Source organism: Desulfovibrio legallii (assembly GCF_900102485.1).
Lineage (GTDB): Bacteria > Desulfobacterota > Desulfovibrionia > Desulfovibrionales > Desulfovibrionaceae > Desulfovibrio > Desulfovibrio legallii_A.
This window is the reverse complement of sequence record NZ_FNBX01000006.1, coordinates 92,054-107,935: the sequence shown is the minus strand read 5'-3', so window position 1 is coordinate 107,935 and position 15,882 is coordinate 92,054. Positions and strand designations below refer to the sequence as shown.

The following is a 15,882-nucleotide window of genomic DNA, read 5'->3' as shown; positions in this document are numbered from 1 at the left end:
TGGGAATCAGCGATCAACCGGTGAAATTGTATCGTGACAACACCAGACTGTCCACCAGAGCGTACGCTTTGCCGGGCAGTCCAACGCGGCAACCCGCGGCGCTACAGGCCGCAAAGACGCCGCTGCAGTCGTCGCTCTGACGGGCGACCCTCTGCGGCGGGACAGGGGCTGTGCAGGCTCCGCGCGCGGCACAGCCGCGGGCCGCGGGGCCGGACGCAGCCGCCCGGCACGCGCGCTACCCGATGCGAGAACCGCAATACGGGCAAAAGGCAATATTGTCCATAGGGATGGGCTGTCCGCAGGCTTCGTTGGGGCAGATGCGCGGCACCGGCCCCAGCTCCACGATAAGTTCGCCCTCCCGCACGGAGACCATCTGTTTGTTCTCCTTGAAGTCCGCCGTCTTGAGCACCCGTTTGACAATGCCGTCCACGGGCGCCAGCACGGCCTTTTCCTGCTTCATGATGGAGACGTTAAAGAGCTCCTCGCCGGCCTTCACCAGGTCGCCAGGGTGCACATACATGACCCAGAGGTCGCCGTTGCTCGGCGCGGGCACATGGAACTTATTGGCCGGGTCGGCCATGAGGGTGCTTTTAACGCCGCCGCCCGTGGGCTGGCGCACCTGTACCTCGCAGCTCATGAATTCCGAGTCCAGCACATAGCGGCAGATGGATACGCCGGTGCTGTCGGGCTCGGAAATGCTCAGCAGCAGCAGATGGTGCGGCTTGCCGCTGCTGTCGTTGAAGTAGAGATCCTGCCCCACCTTGAGCCCCTCAAACCAGACGTGCAGGGGCAGATTGTTGGGATCGCCGAACTTGGCCCGGAACTGAATGGTCTTGAGCGCGTCCGCCGGGTGGTTGAGGTAGAGCACAAATTCCTCGGCATTGGGCCTGCGCTTGAGGATATCCGTACAGGCCTTTTCTTCCGCCGCCAGGTTCACGTCGGGCAGGGCATCCAGGGGGGAGGCCTCCGTGCGGTTGGCGATGGCGTTCTTCCAGTCCGAGCCGAAGGCGCTCTGGTAAACCCAGTCAGCCGGGAAGCCCAGGGGCAGCCTGCCGAACTTGCCCAGCAGGAGGTTGCGGAAGGCGTCGTTGCAGTCGCGGTAGATGGCGAGCCGCGCCTTGCGCATCTCTGCCGGAAGCTCCGCATCGGGCAGGCGGGTCACCTGCTGCAGCACCTCCAGCAGGTAGCGCACCTCATCCTCGCCGCCGCGCTTCCAGGCCCCGGTCACAGCCAGGAAGGCCGTATTCCAGGTGATCTGCGAGCCCGGTGTCACATCGTGGTAGCGCACGATCTGCCGGGTGCCTTCCAGAAACTTGAGCATATAAGGCAGCAGGTGGATATAACCCTGCTTCATGGCCCCCTCCTGCGAAGAGGAGGTGGCCCCGCCGGGCATGCCGTGGCGGGTGACGTCGTAGTCTATGCCCTGGAAGTACGGCGCGCAGTAACGGTCGTAGTAGGGCATGATCTGCTTGCACACAAAGTTGGCGTCGCGGATGGCGTTTTTGTTAAGGTGGCAGGTCAGGCCCAGCTCGTCTTCAATATAGGCCATGGTGGCGAGCACGTCGCCCTGGCCGTAGGCGCGCACCGCCGACCCCAGGCCCACGTCGATGATGTGCGCCCCGGCCTTGGCGGCCGCCCCGCAGGAAGGCACAAACAGCCCGTCCGTGTAATGCCGGTGGTAGTGCAGCACGAGCTCAGGCCAGGCTTTGCGCAGCGCGCCCACCAGCTCCTTCATGAAGCGCGGCGGGCAGACGCCGCCCATATCCTTGAGGCCCAGAATGATCTGGCGCGCGGCGGCCTTTTTGTCCTTGCCCATAATGTCCGCCACCATGCCCAGGATGGCCTCGGTAACGCCCAGATAGTGCCTGACGTCAAAGCCCTTGGCCCAGGACATGGAAAGCGCCGGCTCAAAAATGACGTCCTTGCGGTCCATGACCACTTCGGCGATGGGCCGCATGTTTTCAACATGGTTGAGGAAGTCGAAACAGCGCACCACCTGATAGTGGTCGCAGATCATCTCGCCGGTGACGCGCATGAGGTTGCGCGGCTGCGGCGTATAGCCCAACACGTTGGTGGAACGTACCAGGAGCTGCTTGAGGGTCTTGGGGGCGAAACTGTTCCACTCCTTCGCCTCGGTGAAGGGATAGGTCATATTGGCCATCATGGCCACATGAAAGTGCGCGCCGCCGCCGTTCTCAATGGAGAAATAGCCCACGTTGTCCAGATAGGGGCCGATGAGCCTGTCTTCAGCCAGCCGGAAGCGGTTGCCGGAATTGGATTGGGTGAAGTCGCGCGGCGTGGTGTCCGTGAAGTGGACGCTGCCCGAATCGCGGATATAGTCCAGGGTGGCCGTGCGGTCGCCCTGGGGGTAGGGCGAAGGCTGCCGCCGCACGGCGCTGCTGATGGGCGGCAGCACCGGCTCAAAGGGGCCAAGACAGGGGGTATCCGCCGAGCGGTACTGGCCCAGCTGCACATAGGGGTTGTAGCCCTTGGCCGAAATTTCGGCCACCAGACGCGAAAGCCGCTCCCCTTCCGGGGCCAGATCCGTATAGATCATGAGCTCCGGGTGGTCGGCGATGAAGTTGGTGTTGATCCCGCCCTGGCGGAACAAGGGATTTTTGATGACCTGACGGAAAAAGGGAATGGTGGTCTTGATGCCGCCGATGACGTATTCGCCCAGCGCCCGGTCCATGATGCCCAGGGTCTTTTCCCAGTCATGGGCGTAGGCGATAAGCAGCGCGCCCGCGGAATCGTAGTTGGCCGGAAACTCATAGCCCGCGCTGATGTTGGAATCCAGCCGCACGCCGGGGCCGCCGGGCGAGACGTAGCGTGAAATAAGCCCGGAGTTGGGGGCGAAGTTGTCCTGCGGGTTCTCGCAATTGATGCGCACCTGCATGGAGCAGTAGGAAGGCCGCAGATTTTCCTCCCGGTAGCGCAGCTCCGCGCCGAAGGCCACGGCGATCTGCTCCTCCACCAGGTCGATGCCGTAGCGGCATTCGGTGATGCCGTGCTCCACCTGCAGGCGGGTGTTCACCTCAATAAGGTACGGCGTGCCGTCCGGCAGCACCAGAAACTCCACCGTCGCCAGGGAGTGGTAGCCCACGGCCTTGATCAGCCGCCGGGCGTAGTCCTTGAGCTTTTCCCGCAGGTTGCGGGTAATGCCCGACCAGGGCGAAGGAGTAATTTCGATGAGCTTCTGGTGGTTGCGCTGCACGGTGCAGTCGCGCTCGTCAAAGGCGAACACGTTGCCGTACATATCGGCAATGACCTGAATCTCAATGTGCCGCACGCCGGCCAGGAACTTTTCCACAAACAGACGCGGGTTGCCGAAGGAAGCCTGAGCCATGGTGGAGGCTTTAAAAAAGGCGTCCTCCAGCTCCGATTCCTTATGGATGGCAAAGATGCCGCGGCCACCGCCGCCGCCCTCGGCCTTAAGCATGATGGGCAGGCCGATTTCGGCGATGAGCTTGCGGGCCGTATCCACATCCACCGCGCCGTCGGAACCGGGCACCACGGGGATGCCCAGCTTACGCGCCACCTGGCGGGCCTGCACTTTGTTGCCCAGCAGGTTCATGGCCTCAGCCGTGGCCCCGATAAACGTGATGCCGGCCTCTTTGCAGCGCTGCGGGAAGCGCGTGTCCTCGGAGGCAAAGCCCCAGCCGGGGTGAATGCCCACAACGCCGCGCTGTTTGGCCTTATCAATAATGCGGTCAATATCCAGGTAGGCCCGGGGTTCGGGTCCAAGCAGCACCAGCTCCTGGGCCGTGGCCGCGGCGGGGGCGGTTTTGTCCACGTCCGTGGCGGTCATGGCGGCCACAGCGTCAAAGCGCTCCCGAATGGAGCGGCAGATGCGCCGGGCCGGGATGCCGCGGTTGGCAACCAGGATAACCTTACCCTTCAAAAATTCCTGCACTTCCGCAAATGTCTTGTTGGCCATGCCTTTTCTCAGCCCTTTCCCGCCAAAGCTCCGCCCTGGCGTCTGCTTCGGCGCGCCAGGCACAACGCCCCGCGCCGTTTTCGTGGGCGGCCCGGACAACATGTCCGGACGCACTGCCCGTGTGCCGCCCCGCGCCGGAGCCGCCGCAGCGACCCGCGATCACAGACGAAAACCCCTCCGGCTCAGCCCCCGCGCCGGAGGCTGCCGCAAAAAAACTCCTCCACGCGCCCGCCCGTATCCAGGCATACGCCGCCGGAGGCGCCCAGCCCCTCCAGACGCCCTCGCGTCACCCGTCCATCGTCGCAGAGCTCCACAATGAGGCCCCGCCAGAGCAGCATATCCTCCAATCCGTCCCGCCACTGCTCCGAAAAAGAGTGGCCGCTGTTATATGCCGAATACAGGCACATTACAAGGTGTTGCCAGAGGGCCTCCGCTGTGGGAATATGGCGGCTTGCGCCTTTGTTTTCCCTTCCCGCCGCGGCCGCGGCAAGGCAGGTGGCTTCCAGGGCCGCGTCGGCCCGCAGTTCCGCAGTTTCCGGGGCCCACGCCACATTAAGCCCCATCCCGGCCAGCAGCACGCCGCCCCGCTCCTCCAGCAGCACACCCGCCACCTTGCGCGGCGTCCCGTCCGCGCCGTCCAGCACCAGGTCATTGGGCCACTTGAGCCGCACGGGCCAGCCCATGGTCTGCAAAGCCCTGGCCGCCAGCACGCCCATGGCCGGCGCGGCGGCGCTGCCGTCAAAAGGCGGCGCGCACGGCAAACGCAGCGCGGCATACAGATTGCCCGGCGGCGAACGCCACTGCCGCCGCAACTGCCCCCGCCCCGCCGTCTGGCTTACAGCCTGCACGCTCTCCCACGGGGCAAGCCAGCCTCGCGCCGCCAGCATCCGCGCCGTGTCCAGGCAGGAGCCCACCACACCGAACCGCCAGACCCAGGGCCCCCGCCCCACCGCCGCGGCGGTACGGCTTCCCTCTGCCTGCGGACTCTGATACGCTCTGTTCATGCAACTCTACCTTGTCGGCGGCGCCGTGCGCGACATGCTGCTGGGCCGCACCCCCACCGAACTGGATTTCGCTTTTTCCGGCAGCGCGGAAGATTTTCTGGCCGCCCACCCCGACGCCCGCATGGTGGGCCGCAGCGTGCACGTCTGCCTCTGGCGCGGCCGGGAATGCATGCCCCTGGAAGGCGGCCGCCCGGAAACGGACCTTTGCCGCCGCGACCTGACCATCAACGCCCTGGCCCTGGGCGGCGATGGCAAAATCCATATGCACCCCAAGGCCGCGCAGGACCTGCAGAACAGCCTTCTGCGCCCGGCCGCCGCCACGGCCTTTGCCGACGACCCCACCCGCATTTTCCGCCTGGCCCGCTTCGCCGCCCTCTGGCCCCACTGGCGTATCGACGCCGAAGCCTTCGCCCAGATGCGCGCCCTTTCCTCCACGGCCCTGGCCGCCCTGCCGGCCGAACGTGTGGCCCGCGAGCTGCGCAAAGCCCTGGCCGCCCCGGCCCCCGCCCGCTTTTTCCGCGTTCTGGCCCAGGGCCAGGCCCTCTGCCCCTGGTTTGCGGAGCTGGAAACCGCCCGCGCCATCCCGGCCGGACCGGCGCGCTGGCACGCCAACAGCGTTTTCGGCCACAGTCTGCGCCTGGCCGACCTACTGGCCGGCGACCCTCTGGCCGTGTGGATGGCCCTGTGCCACGACCTGGGCAAAATCACCACCGATCCTACCCTGCTCCCCCACCACTACGGGCACGAACAACGCGGCGTGCCCCTGGCCCGCCAGCTGGCCAACCGCCTGCGCCTGCCAGCCCTCTACGCCAAGGCGGGAGCCCTGGCCGCCGCCGAACACATGAAGGCCGGCCAGTTCCATACGCTGCGCACCGGCACCCGCCGCGACCTGCTCTGGCATGTGCACCGCACCGGACTTGCCGAGCCCTTCTGGAAGCTGGCCGACGCGGACAGCGGCAGCAACGTAAGCGCCGCCGCCCAGGTTCAGCTTGCGGCTATGCTGCCCGTAACCCTGCCGGAACGCTGGCGCAACCAGGGCGCGGAAAGCGCCCGCCGCCTGCGCGAGCTCCACTGCCAGGCCCTGGCCGCCCTGCGCGACAAGGGGGGATAGGGAGAAAGATTTTTGTGGGGGGCAGGGAACTTTTGTTCACAAAAGTTCCCTGCCCCCCACACCCCCCATCCTTCAAAAAACTTTTTTCTCCATGGTAACGCGCGGGGCGTACCGCAAGCGGCCGGCAATTCCATCTTGAAGTCGCGGAAGGCCAATATACGGCATTTCAATGTTGCAATGCCGTGGAAGCGTGGGCGCAAGTTATTTGCGCTGATAAGCGCCGGAACGAGCGCGGCGCGAACAACCGCCTCCGCATGGCGGGGAGGGCCTTTCAGGGGGCAAGCCCCCTGAACCGCCGGGGAAAGATCCCTTCCTTCCCCTCCAGAGCAGCCGCGGCTGCAGCAGCAAAATCGGCGCAGAGGGCGTCCATCAACGGCCCATGGTCCAGGCCGCAAAGGTGCCCCATGCCGTGGGCCAGCAGCCGCAGGCAATGCTCCACAGGCTCCTGACCATAAAGCAGGCACTCCCGGCGCAGGGTATCCAGCGAGAGCAGCAGCGCCCCCGGCATGGCGGCATCGCCGGGAAAAGACAGCACGTTGGTGGGCCCTACGCAGCCGAGAAAGCGCCGGTTGGCCGCGCTGATCCCAGCATCGTCAAGAATATGCAGGTCAACGCCGCACGGGGGGGCCGGCACGCGAGGGTTCTGCCGCGCCGCCCGGAACATAGCCGCCAGCACGGCGGCAAGGGCACGCCGGTCCAGCGGCAAAAGCCAGGCCAGGGCGGGGCTGGTCCGCGCCACCCGCACAGCGTCGGCACCGCACGCGTCCGGCGCGTTCATGCCTTGGGCGCGCCGGTGTCGGCGGGTTTGGCGGGGGGTATCGACGCGGGCGCGCCGCGACCGGCCAGGGGATGCGCATGGGCTGCCGCAGGCAAAGGCGTGCCGCCCGGCCCCCCAGGCAGGAGTTTTTCCGCCGCGGCGGCAAGGGTGGCCTCTTCCGCTCTGGGCGCAGGGCGCGCGGCGGCTGCGGGCGCGCGGCTTTGCGTGCGGGCCTCCGCAACGGTTTTGCCGTCGGGGGCCTTGGGTTCGGCCGCCTTGCCTTCCGGTCTGGGCGCTCCGCCTATTCTGGCCTCTGGATAGGCGATGCGCTGATGGAACAGCCCCGTAAGGATGCGCTGGAAATTTTCGCTCAGGTAGTGCAGATCCTTGAAGGTCAGCTCCGATTCGTCCAGCTGCCCCTCGGAAAAAATCCCCTTAATGATGGTATCGATGTGGCTCTTGATGCGCGCGGGCGTGGGGTCAGCAAGGGTGCGGCTGCTGGCCTCCACAGAATCCGCCAGCATAAGGATGGCGGCCTCCTTGGTCTGGGGGCGCGGACCGGGGTAACTGTAGTCCGATTCGCGGGGCTTTTCGCCCAGGTTCACGGCTTTCTGATAAAAATAGCGGATCAGCCTGGTGCCGTGGTGCTGGCCGATGATGTCCGTAATTTCCTGCCCCAGCTTGTAGCGCTCGGCCAGCTCAATGCCCTTCTTGACGTGCGAGAGCAGAATAAGCGCGCTCATGGAGGGGGCCAGCTTGTCGTGCTTGTTGGGCCCGCCGAACTGGTTTTCAATAAAATATTCCGGATACGAGAGCTTGCCCACATCATGGTAAAGCGCCGCCACCTTGCAGAGCAGGCTGTTGGCCCCGATAGCCTTGGCCCCGGCTTCCACCATATTGGCCACCACCAGGGAATGGTGGTAAGTGCCGGGCACCGTGACCATGAGCTCCTGCATCAACGGTTGCTCCAGGCTCATGAGCTCCATAAGGCGAAAGCGCGTACTGTAGCCGAAGCTCAACTCCAGCACCGGGCTCACGGCAAAAAGCAGGATGAGGGAAATGAGGCTGTTAAGGCACACGGCCAGCACCTGCATGGGCACTTCAGGCAGGGTTGCCTGGGACAAAAAGGCTTCGCCCAGCCAGATGCAGAGCTGCCCGATGGTCAGGGGCACCAGGCTCCAGACTACGTCCTGGCGGCTTTGGGCGGAGGTCATCAGCCAGGTGGCCAGCATGCCACCCAGAAACTGGTACAGGAAGTAGGAAAAATCCTCCTGAAACATGAGCATGGTAAAAAAGGAAAGCAACAGCCCCATGGTGCAGTAGCGCCGGGCGGCAAACACCATGGCCACCAGGCCCACGGCCCCGGCCACGGGATAGCCCAGGTTCAGGGCATTGAGCAGGGTCACGTTGTCCAGGTGCGAGCCGAGCACATAGACGAACTTGGCCCCGCCGCAGAAGAGCAGCAGAATAAGAGAAATGAGCAGCGTGTCCTTGCAGCGCAAAGGCGTGCCCGGCTTGCCGCTGGGGGCCACAAAAAAGCCGATGGAAAGCAGCAGAGAAAACGCGAAGGCCCCGGCCGCCATATTCCAGTGCATGGGATCGGCGGCGGATTTGTACAGCGTTTGCAGTTTGATCTGCTGCTCGCGGCTCACCCGCTCGCCCCGCCGCAAGAGCAGCTCGCCCTTCTGGATCTGGTACAGCACGGGCTCCACGGTGGAAACCACGGCGTTGCCGCGCTTCTGGGTGGCCTCGCGGTTCAGGGTCAGGGAGGCGGGCATGGTGGCCGAAAGCAGGATGTTGATGGCCCGCCGCGACTGCGGATTCAGGCTGGGCTCCTGCCGGATGCTGGCGGAAATCTCCGCCAGAAAGGACTGCACGTCCGGCAGATTGGTCACGTCCGGCCGCAGCAGCTCCGTATTGGCGTCCAGGTTGCGCACAATGACGCCCGATCGCCCCACCCTGGCCTGCCGGATGTCGCTCACCAGGCCCTCGGCCATGTGGTCGCGGATGCTGGGCAACAGCGCCTTGAGCAGATAGGTCTGCACCTCTGGCAAGGCCAGCTCCGGCAGAATCTCGTCCGCCACGGCCGGGGTCAGGTCTTCCACCAGGCGCTGCAGGGGGCCGGTATGGGCAGCCTTGTAATCGCCGCCCGCATTGAGCGTGCGCAGAATCTCCACAATGCGGTTCTGGAAGGCCGTGTACGGCTCCAGACTCAGATCGTAGACCGGCGGCTGGAGCAGCAGCACCTGTTTGCGCCGGGCCTTGGAGGCCTGGGCGTCCTCCACCAGCAGGTCGCGATCGGCAATGACGTCCGCGTCCGCCACCTGGCCGGCCACATAGACCTTGGGCACCGCTTCAAAATTGGCTCCAGCCAGCAGCGAGAGCAGCAACAGCGTGCCCCACAGGGCGGCAAGCCCCCAACCGCAGCGGTGCCGGGCGCGCAACAGACGGAAAAGCGCCAGGATGCTAGCGGGACGAGTCGATCTTTTCGGCGTGATCATAGGCGGTTACAATGGCTCCCACCAGGGGGTGACGCACCACGTCGGCCTTGGTGAAGCGGTGCACGGCCAGGCCGGGCACCTGGGTGAGGATATCCAGGGCGTGGATAAGGCCGGAACGCGGACGCTGGCCGCCGGGCTGCGCGGGCAGATCGATCTGCGTGGTGTCGCCCGTCACCACCATGCGCGAGCCGAAGCCCATGCGCGTCAGAAACATTTTCATCTGCTCCTGGGTGGTGTTCTGCGCCTCGTCCAGAATAATGAAGGCGTCGTTGAGGGTTCGCCCCCGCATAAAGGCCAGCGGAGCCACTTCAATGGAGCCCACTTCCAGCATGGAGGCCACCTTGGGCTGGGGCATCATATCGTGCAGGGCGTCGTACAGGGGCCGCAGGTAGGGATTGACCTTTTCCGCCAAGTCGCCGGGCAGAAAGCCCAGGCGCTCCCCGGCCTCCACGGCCGGGCGGGTGAGCACAATGCGCTTGACCCTGTGCTGCTGCAGCATGGAAAGCGCCATGGCCACGGCCAGATAGGTCTTGCCCGTGCCCGCCGGCCCCACAGCGAAAACCAGCTCATACCGCCGCAGCAGGTCCAGATAGGTGCGCTGGGCCACATTGCGCGCGGTAACGGTTTTGCGCGGGGTGTTCACAAACACGGCGTCGCGAAAAATCTGCCCCAGGTTGAGGCCGGGGTCGCGGCGCAGCATCTCATAGGCCCGGGCCATATCCTGCTGGCTCAGGGGCACGCCCCCGTGCAGCAGGTCGTACAACTGCACGAAGACATTGCAGAGGGTTTCGCGCACCTCCGGCTCCGGGGCATCCACAATCAGGCTGGCCCCGCGGCTGGTGATGCGCGCGCCGCTGGCTGCCGCCAGCAACTCCAAGTGCGCGTTGCGCGGCCCGAAAAGCTGGTTGGCCACCACGGGGTCGTCAAAGGCGACGGATTCCGCCCCGGCGGATTTAGAACCAGCGGACTCTGGCGTGGTCAAGTGTACTGCCATGCCGGCTCTCTAGCCTATTTCAGCGCACCTGTCCATCACGCGCCGGGCCCGCCCAGGGCGCAAGGCCCGCGCCCCGCGGCTGCAGCGCGGCAAAAAAATCCTGGCACAGAAAATGCTTCATCAGCGGTACATCTCCGGTCACGACGGCGCACGCCGTCCCCACGGGCATTTTTTGCCGGGAGGCCCCATGAGCGTATCCAGCATCAGCGGCAGCTACACCAGCGCCCTGTACCAGTGGCAGAACCAGCAGCTTACCAGCACGGGCAGCTCCAGCTCCCAAAGCTCCACCAGCAGCAGCCTGAGCAGCCTTCTCAGCAGCTACTCCATCACCAGTCAGGTCTCCAGCATGGTGGAGCTGACCCAGTACGCCATGGACGCCATGGGCCTGGAGGACGGCAGCCGGGTGACCTTCAGCCAGATCCTCAAATACCGCGACCAGCTCACCAGCGATTTCAACGCCTCCGTGCAGGAAGGCCTCGCCGCCCTGGGCGTGAGCGACCCCGAAGGCGTTACCTTCACTCTGGCGGCGGACGGCAGCCTGACCGCCAGCAGCGACAACGCCACGGATCAGCAGAACGTGCAGAACTGGCTCACCACTAACCCCGACCTGGGCACGGAGCTGCGCGCCGCCTTAACCTCGGCTGGCGTGGACGCCGCTGACGCCGTGAGCATGACCGTGGACAGCACCGGCAAGCTCACGGCCACGGCTGTGGGCGCTTCCACGGACGCCGCAAGTCTGACCGCCGCACAAAGCGTGCTGACCGCAAGCGATCTGGGTTCCACCCTCTCTGCGGGCATGAACGGCCTGGGCGTGGACGCGGACGTCACCTTCACCATTCAGGTCAATGACGACGGCACCGTAACCATTGCCGGCGCGGGCGACGACACCGAAGAAATCCAGCAGTTCTTTGACGACAACCCCGACCTGGTCAAACAATATCGCCAGATAGACGCCCTCTCCGGCCTGGACGACGCCCGCAAGGCCCTCCAGCTCTCCCCTTCGGAGCTGCGCCAGCGCATCCAGCTGGAATCCATGGCCGCCTGGTGGTCCTCCTCCGACAGCGCCAGCTCCTACTTCGGCAGCTATAGCGACGAGGACGGCCTCTCCCTGCTGGCGGGGCTCAACCTAAGCGTGTAACAACAAAAAATGCCGGATGGGGGAAGGGGACTGTTGTTCACAACAGTCCCCTTCCCCCATCTTCTCACCCTTCAAAAACGTTACTCCGGCTGCGTTGCCCGGCGCTGTTCTGTTTATCGTTGTGGAAAAAAACGCGCGTCCCCCGCAAGGCGCGTCCCCCCGCTACTGCAGCTTCTTCGCCAGCAGCTCGTTGACCAGGGCCGGGTTGGCCTTGCCCTTGGTGGCGCGCATGATCTGCCCCACAAAAAAACTTATGAGCTTGGTCTTGCCGCCCCTGTAGGCGGCCACTTCACTGGGGTTTTCCGCCAGCACTTTGTCCACGGCGGTCTCCAGCGCGCCCGCGTCGGAAATCTGGCCCAGGCCTTTTTCCCGCACATAGGCTTCGGGCATGGCCCCGCTCGCAAACAGCTCGCCGAAAATGTCGTTGGCGATTTTGGCGCTGATCGCGCCCTTGTCCACCATACTGACCAGCTGGGCCAGGGCTGCGGGCTTCATGGCCCAACCCGCGGTCTCGGCAGGGTTGCGGTTGCGGGCGTGACATTCCCGCAGCAGGGGGCCAAGGATGAAGTTGGCCACCTTACGGGGGTCGGCCTCTTGCGCGGCAGCCTCAAAAAAGTCCGCCAGGCCGCGCCCCTGCACCAGCACTTCCACTTCCGCTTCGGGCAGGCCCGTCATGGCCGCAAAGCGCCTGGCGCGGGCCTGGGGCAGCTCCGGCAGGGAAGCGCGCCAGCGCTCCAGCTCCTCTTCCGCAATTTCCACGGGCAGAATGTCCGGATCAGGGAAGTAGCGGTAGTCGTGGGCTTCCTCTTTACTGCGCATGGAGGCCGTGCAGTTTTTGGCCGCATCATAGAGGCGCGTTTCCTGCACCACGCTGCCGCCTTCGTCCAGCACGTCCTGCTGACGGGCGACTTCATACTCAATGGCCCGCTGCACATTGCGGAAAGAATTGAGATTTTTCAGCTCGGTGCGCGTGCCGAAGGCCGCCTGCCCCACGGGGCGCAACGAGACGTTGGCGTCGCAACGGAAGCTGCCTTCCTCCATATTGCCGTCGCACACGCCAAGGTAGGTAACAATACCGTAGAGCGCCCTGAGGTAGGCCACGGCCTGGGCGGAGGAGCGCATGTCCGGCTCCGAAACGATTTCCACCAGCGGCGTGCCCGCGCGATTGAGGTCCACATAGCTCAGATTCTCGCCCTGGGCGTGGATATTCTTGCCCGCGTCGTTTTCCATATGGATGCGGGTGATGCCGATGCGGCAGGTGCGGCCGTCGGCCTCCACGTCCAGGTGCCCGTGCTCGCAGATGGGCAGCTCAAACTGCGAAATCTGGTAGCCTGCGGGCAGATCAGGATAAAAATAGTTTTTGCGGGCAAAGACGGAGCGCCGGTGAACCGTGCAGCTGGTGGCCAGGCCCACCAGGGCGGCGTAGTGCACGGCCTCGCGGTTGGGCACGGGCAGCGCGCCGGGCATGCCCGCGCAGACCTCGCAGACGTTGGCGTTGGCGGGCTGCCCGAAGGTGGTGGGGCAGGAACAGAACAGCTTGGAGGCCGTGGCCAGTTGCACGTGCACCTCCAGGCCGATAACGATTTCATAGGCGGCCATAGGTATGCTTACTCCATAAGCGGGGCCGGGCCCCGGGTTATCCTTGCCTGTGCAAGGCCGTGCGGCGAGGGCTGTCGCGCAATGGCCCTGCCAGGGGCTTGCCACTCTGAGGCAAGGCCTCAGCGGGCTATGCTGGCGTCAAAATACTTGCCTACCCCGTACTCGCCGCGGCGGAAGAAAAGCCGGGGCGCGGGGCCGATGATCTGCATCTCGCGGTTTTTGGCCTGCACGTCCAGGGCAATGCGCATTTCCTTGGTGCAGCCCGTGGAGAACGTGGCGTCCTTGCCGGACCAGCGGGGCGGCACCTTGCGGCCCAGCAGGACGAAGCTCTCTTCGATGTCCTCAACAGTCTGAAAGCGCCAGACGTCGATAAGGCCGCTGCGCTGGACCTGCTCCCACATATACATAAGGTCGTCGCCGTCCATGCCGTCGATAAAATGCTCCGCGGGGTTGATAATCAAGATATTATCCATTTTTCCCCGCAGATTGTCCACAAAGGCCCGCACCAGGGCAATGGCCGTGGCCGTCTCCCCTGGGATGCTGCCGATGACGCAGCTGTAGAACATGACTGTCCGGCCCTGCGCCTTGGCCGCGCGCATCTCGCCGATGATGCGCTCCGCCTGGACGGCGATGGCCGCCTCGCTGAATTTGCGCGCCCCGACGGCGTGGGGCCGCCGCGCAAGGTGAAAGCCTTCCTGATCCTTCCAGTAGCAGAGCACGTCGCGGGTAAAGCTGTGGCTCGTGCCCAGCAAAATGTCCGCCGCGCGCCAGCCCTTGCCCAGCACGCAGTCCGCCTCCTTCCAGGCGCGGGAAAAGGTGACGGAAACGCGGTAGAGGTTCAGGCGCTCGCGGGTGCCGTCGCTCACCACCACCAGGCGATGCTCGCGCAGATGGCGCAGCAGCTCGTTTTTGCCCAGGTTTTCGTCGTGCAGCACAATGCCGCCCTGCAGCAGGGGCTGGAGCTCAGGGTCGCTTTCCATATCCTCCAGCGTGGGCGCAAAAAAGTTGAAGCCCTGCTTGACGGCAAAGATGACCCGGTGCCCCATGCGCATAAGGCTGCGGGCCATGACCAGATCCAGAAATACGCCGCCGTCCGCGTCGCACAAAAAAAGCACCGTGCCCGTGCGCCCCACGCCGGCCGCAAAATATTCCCGCAGCCCGGCGGCCGCGTCAGACGCCTGTGCAAAGGCCGCGCGGACCTCGTCCTCCGCGGGCGCGCGCTCCAGCCATTGCCGCGAATGGGCCGAAAGGCAGAGCAGGCGCACCGCCTCCGCATAGTCCAGGGCAACGCGGGCCGCTTCCAGACATTGGGGCGCAAAGCCCGGCGGCACGGCCTCCAGGGGGGTCTTTACGGCCGGGCTCTCCAGCAGGCGGCGCTGCCGGACCACCGAATCCCGGCGGCGTTCCCGCCAGGGGTCGTCCAGGCTGCCCTCCTGGGCCAGCACCAGGTTGGTCATGCGCTTGACCAGGCGCGAAGGAATAAGCGTGCCCTGGGCCACATACTGCATAAAACGGTAGCGGCAGAACTGCAGCAGCCGCTGCCGCCGGGGCCGTTCCAGCGCAAAGGAGCGCACCAGCCGCATGATGATGCGCCAGGCCCGGTTATACTGGCGGCGCAGGTCCGGCGGCGTGTGGGGCGCGCAGAGCAGGGAAAAGGTGGCGTCGGAACAGGGCAGGTAGATCTGGTCGTGCTCCAGCTGCACCATAAAGGCCAGCTGTTCCGGGCTGGCGATGAGGCCGGGATTCATATGGAAGGCCAGGTTGTTGTCGATGAGCATGCTGTAGAGCCATGCGTCGAAACGGTTGTCCCGGCCCAGCCGGATGCGGCTTACAGCCTCCGGGGCCGCAAGGCCGTTGCTCATGCCAGGCCTCCGCCCAGGCCGCCGGGCGCGCCCTGAAGCACAAACCCGCGCGAACGCAGCCGCTCAAAAAAGCAGGTGCCCTCGCCCATAAACTGCACGGCCGCGGGCAGCCCGCCCACCCGCACCACGTCGCCGCGCTCCAGCAGCATGCCTTCCTGGCCGTCCGCCGTAAGGTAACAATCGGTGGAGCCGTGCAGAATTTCCATGGTCAGGGAGGTGTTGCCGTCAAACACCATGGGCGCAATGGTGTTCAAAAAAGGACAGATGGGCACAAAGCCCAGCGCTTCCATGGAAGGATACAGCAAAGGGCCGCCGGCGGAGACGCTGTAGCCGGAACTGCCGATGGGCGTACAGACGATCACGCCGTCGCTGCGCAATGCGCCCATGCGCACGCCGTTGACGGCGATTTCCATACTCACCAGCCGAGCCAGGGAACCGCGGCTCAGCACCACATCATTGACGCCGTGCCCGGAAGCCAGCACGCCCCCCTGGCGGGTCACGGACCAGGTCAGGGCCATACAGGCGCGCACGGGTTCGTCCCCGTACAGACACTCCACCAGCTTATCCTGCCATTGGTCCGGCTGGGCGTCCGTCAGAAAACCCACCCGGCCGAAGTTGATGCCGAGCACCGGCACCCCCCGGCCCACAAGCCGACGGGCCACGCCCAGCATGGTGCCGTCGCCGCCCAGGACCACCACAAAGTCCAGATCCTCCTGCCCGTAGGCGGGCGAATCCTGCTCGGCCGTGATGACCGTGGCCCTGTGCCCCTGGCGGCGCAGCCAAGTGCCGATTTCCTCACCCAGTGCCGTGGCCCGCTCGTGACGGGCCTTGCAGACCAGAAGGATGTTGCGACTCGGTGGTTTTTTCATGTGGGCAATCTACGTTATAGCCGCGCTGACCGCAAGCCTGTTCCGGCCGCGCTTGTCAGCGGCGGGGCTTTGACATATGAATGGTGACTTCACGCCGTCATCCCATAGCG

Annotated in this window: 10 protein-coding genes; 2 read left to right on the top strand and 8 right to left on the bottom strand. The window is 65.1% G+C overall.

The features are described from left to right. Window positions 1–235: 235 nt before the first annotated feature. Window positions 236–3,937 carry a pyruvate carboxylase gene (locus BLS55_RS05370; RefSeq protein WP_092153335.1) on the bottom strand — a complete coding sequence of 1,234 codons (3,702 nt, stop codon included), beginning with the start codon at window positions 3,935–3,937 and terminating at the stop codon, window positions 236–238. A 182-nt stretch (window positions 3,938–4,119) separates the two neighbouring features. Next, the gene (locus BLS55_RS05365) at window positions 4,120–4,941 is read right to left on the bottom strand and encodes a biotin--[acetyl-CoA-carboxylase] ligase (protein ID WP_092153334.1); all 822 of its coding nucleotides are present in this window, start codon (window positions 4,939–4,941) and stop codon (window positions 4,120–4,122) included. On the opposite strand from BLS55_RS05365, the gene BLS55_RS05360 reads away from it, so the two are divergent. Further along, window positions 4,940–6,052, top strand: coding sequence for a tRNA nucleotidyltransferase/poly(A) polymerase-related protein (locus tag BLS55_RS05360; protein WP_092153333.1), 1,113 nt, complete (start codon window positions 4,940–4,942; stop codon window positions 6,050–6,052). The two genes, BLS55_RS05365 and BLS55_RS05360, sit on opposite strands and share 2 nt — an antisense overlap. Before the next feature lie 271 nt (window positions 6,053–6,323). On the opposite strand, the gene ybeY is transcribed toward BLS55_RS05360, so the two are convergent. From ybeY to BLS55_RS05345, 3 genes are read right to left on the bottom strand one after another with little or no spacing between them, the layout of a single operon-like run. Beyond that, window positions 6,324–6,830 (bottom strand): rRNA maturation RNase YbeY, encoded by a 507-nt coding sequence (ybeY, locus tag BLS55_RS05355; protein WP_180365403.1) that lies wholly within the window; start codon window positions 6,828–6,830, stop codon window positions 6,324–6,326. After that, window positions 6,827–9,310, bottom strand: coding sequence for an HD family phosphohydrolase (locus BLS55_RS05350; RefSeq protein ID WP_092153332.1), 2,484 nt, complete (start codon window positions 9,308–9,310; stop codon window positions 6,827–6,829). The genes ybeY and BLS55_RS05350 overlap by 4 nt, the downstream gene beginning before the upstream one ends. Then, on the bottom strand, window positions 9,276–10,304 hold the full coding sequence (locus BLS55_RS05345; protein WP_092153331.1) for a PhoH family protein: 1,029 nt from the start codon (window positions 10,302–10,304) through the stop codon (window positions 9,276–9,278). The genes BLS55_RS05350 and BLS55_RS05345 overlap by 35 nt, the downstream gene beginning before the upstream one ends. A 187-nt stretch (window positions 10,305–10,491) precedes the next feature. Between BLS55_RS05345 and BLS55_RS05340 the strand changes: the two genes are divergently transcribed. Then, window positions 10,492–11,442, top strand: a complete 951-nt coding sequence (locus tag BLS55_RS05340) for a hypothetical protein (RefSeq protein ID WP_092153330.1) — start codon at window positions 10,492–10,494, stop codon at window positions 11,440–11,442. A gap of 162 nt (window positions 11,443–11,604) precedes the next feature. On the opposite strand, the gene gatB is transcribed toward BLS55_RS05340, so the two are convergent. From gatB to BLS55_RS05325, 3 genes are all read right to left on the bottom strand, one after another. After that, window positions 11,605–13,041, bottom strand: a complete 1,437-nt coding sequence (gatB, locus tag BLS55_RS05335; protein ID WP_092153329.1) for an Asp-tRNA(Asn)/Glu-tRNA(Gln) amidotransferase subunit GatB — start codon at window positions 13,039–13,041, stop codon at window positions 11,605–11,607. A gap of 119 nt (window positions 13,042–13,160) precedes the next feature. Beyond that, on the bottom strand, window positions 13,161–14,903 hold the full coding sequence (locus BLS55_RS05330; protein WP_092153328.1) for a hypothetical protein: 1,743 nt from the start codon (window positions 14,901–14,903) through the stop codon (window positions 13,161–13,163). Continuing rightward, window positions 14,900–15,772 (bottom strand): NAD(+)/NADH kinase, encoded by an 873-nt coding sequence (locus tag BLS55_RS05325; protein ID WP_092153327.1) that lies wholly within the window; start codon window positions 15,770–15,772, stop codon window positions 14,900–14,902. Before BLS55_RS05325 ends, BLS55_RS05330 begins: the two co-directional genes overlap by 4 nt. Between the last annotated feature and the right edge of the window lie 110 nt (window positions 15,773–15,882).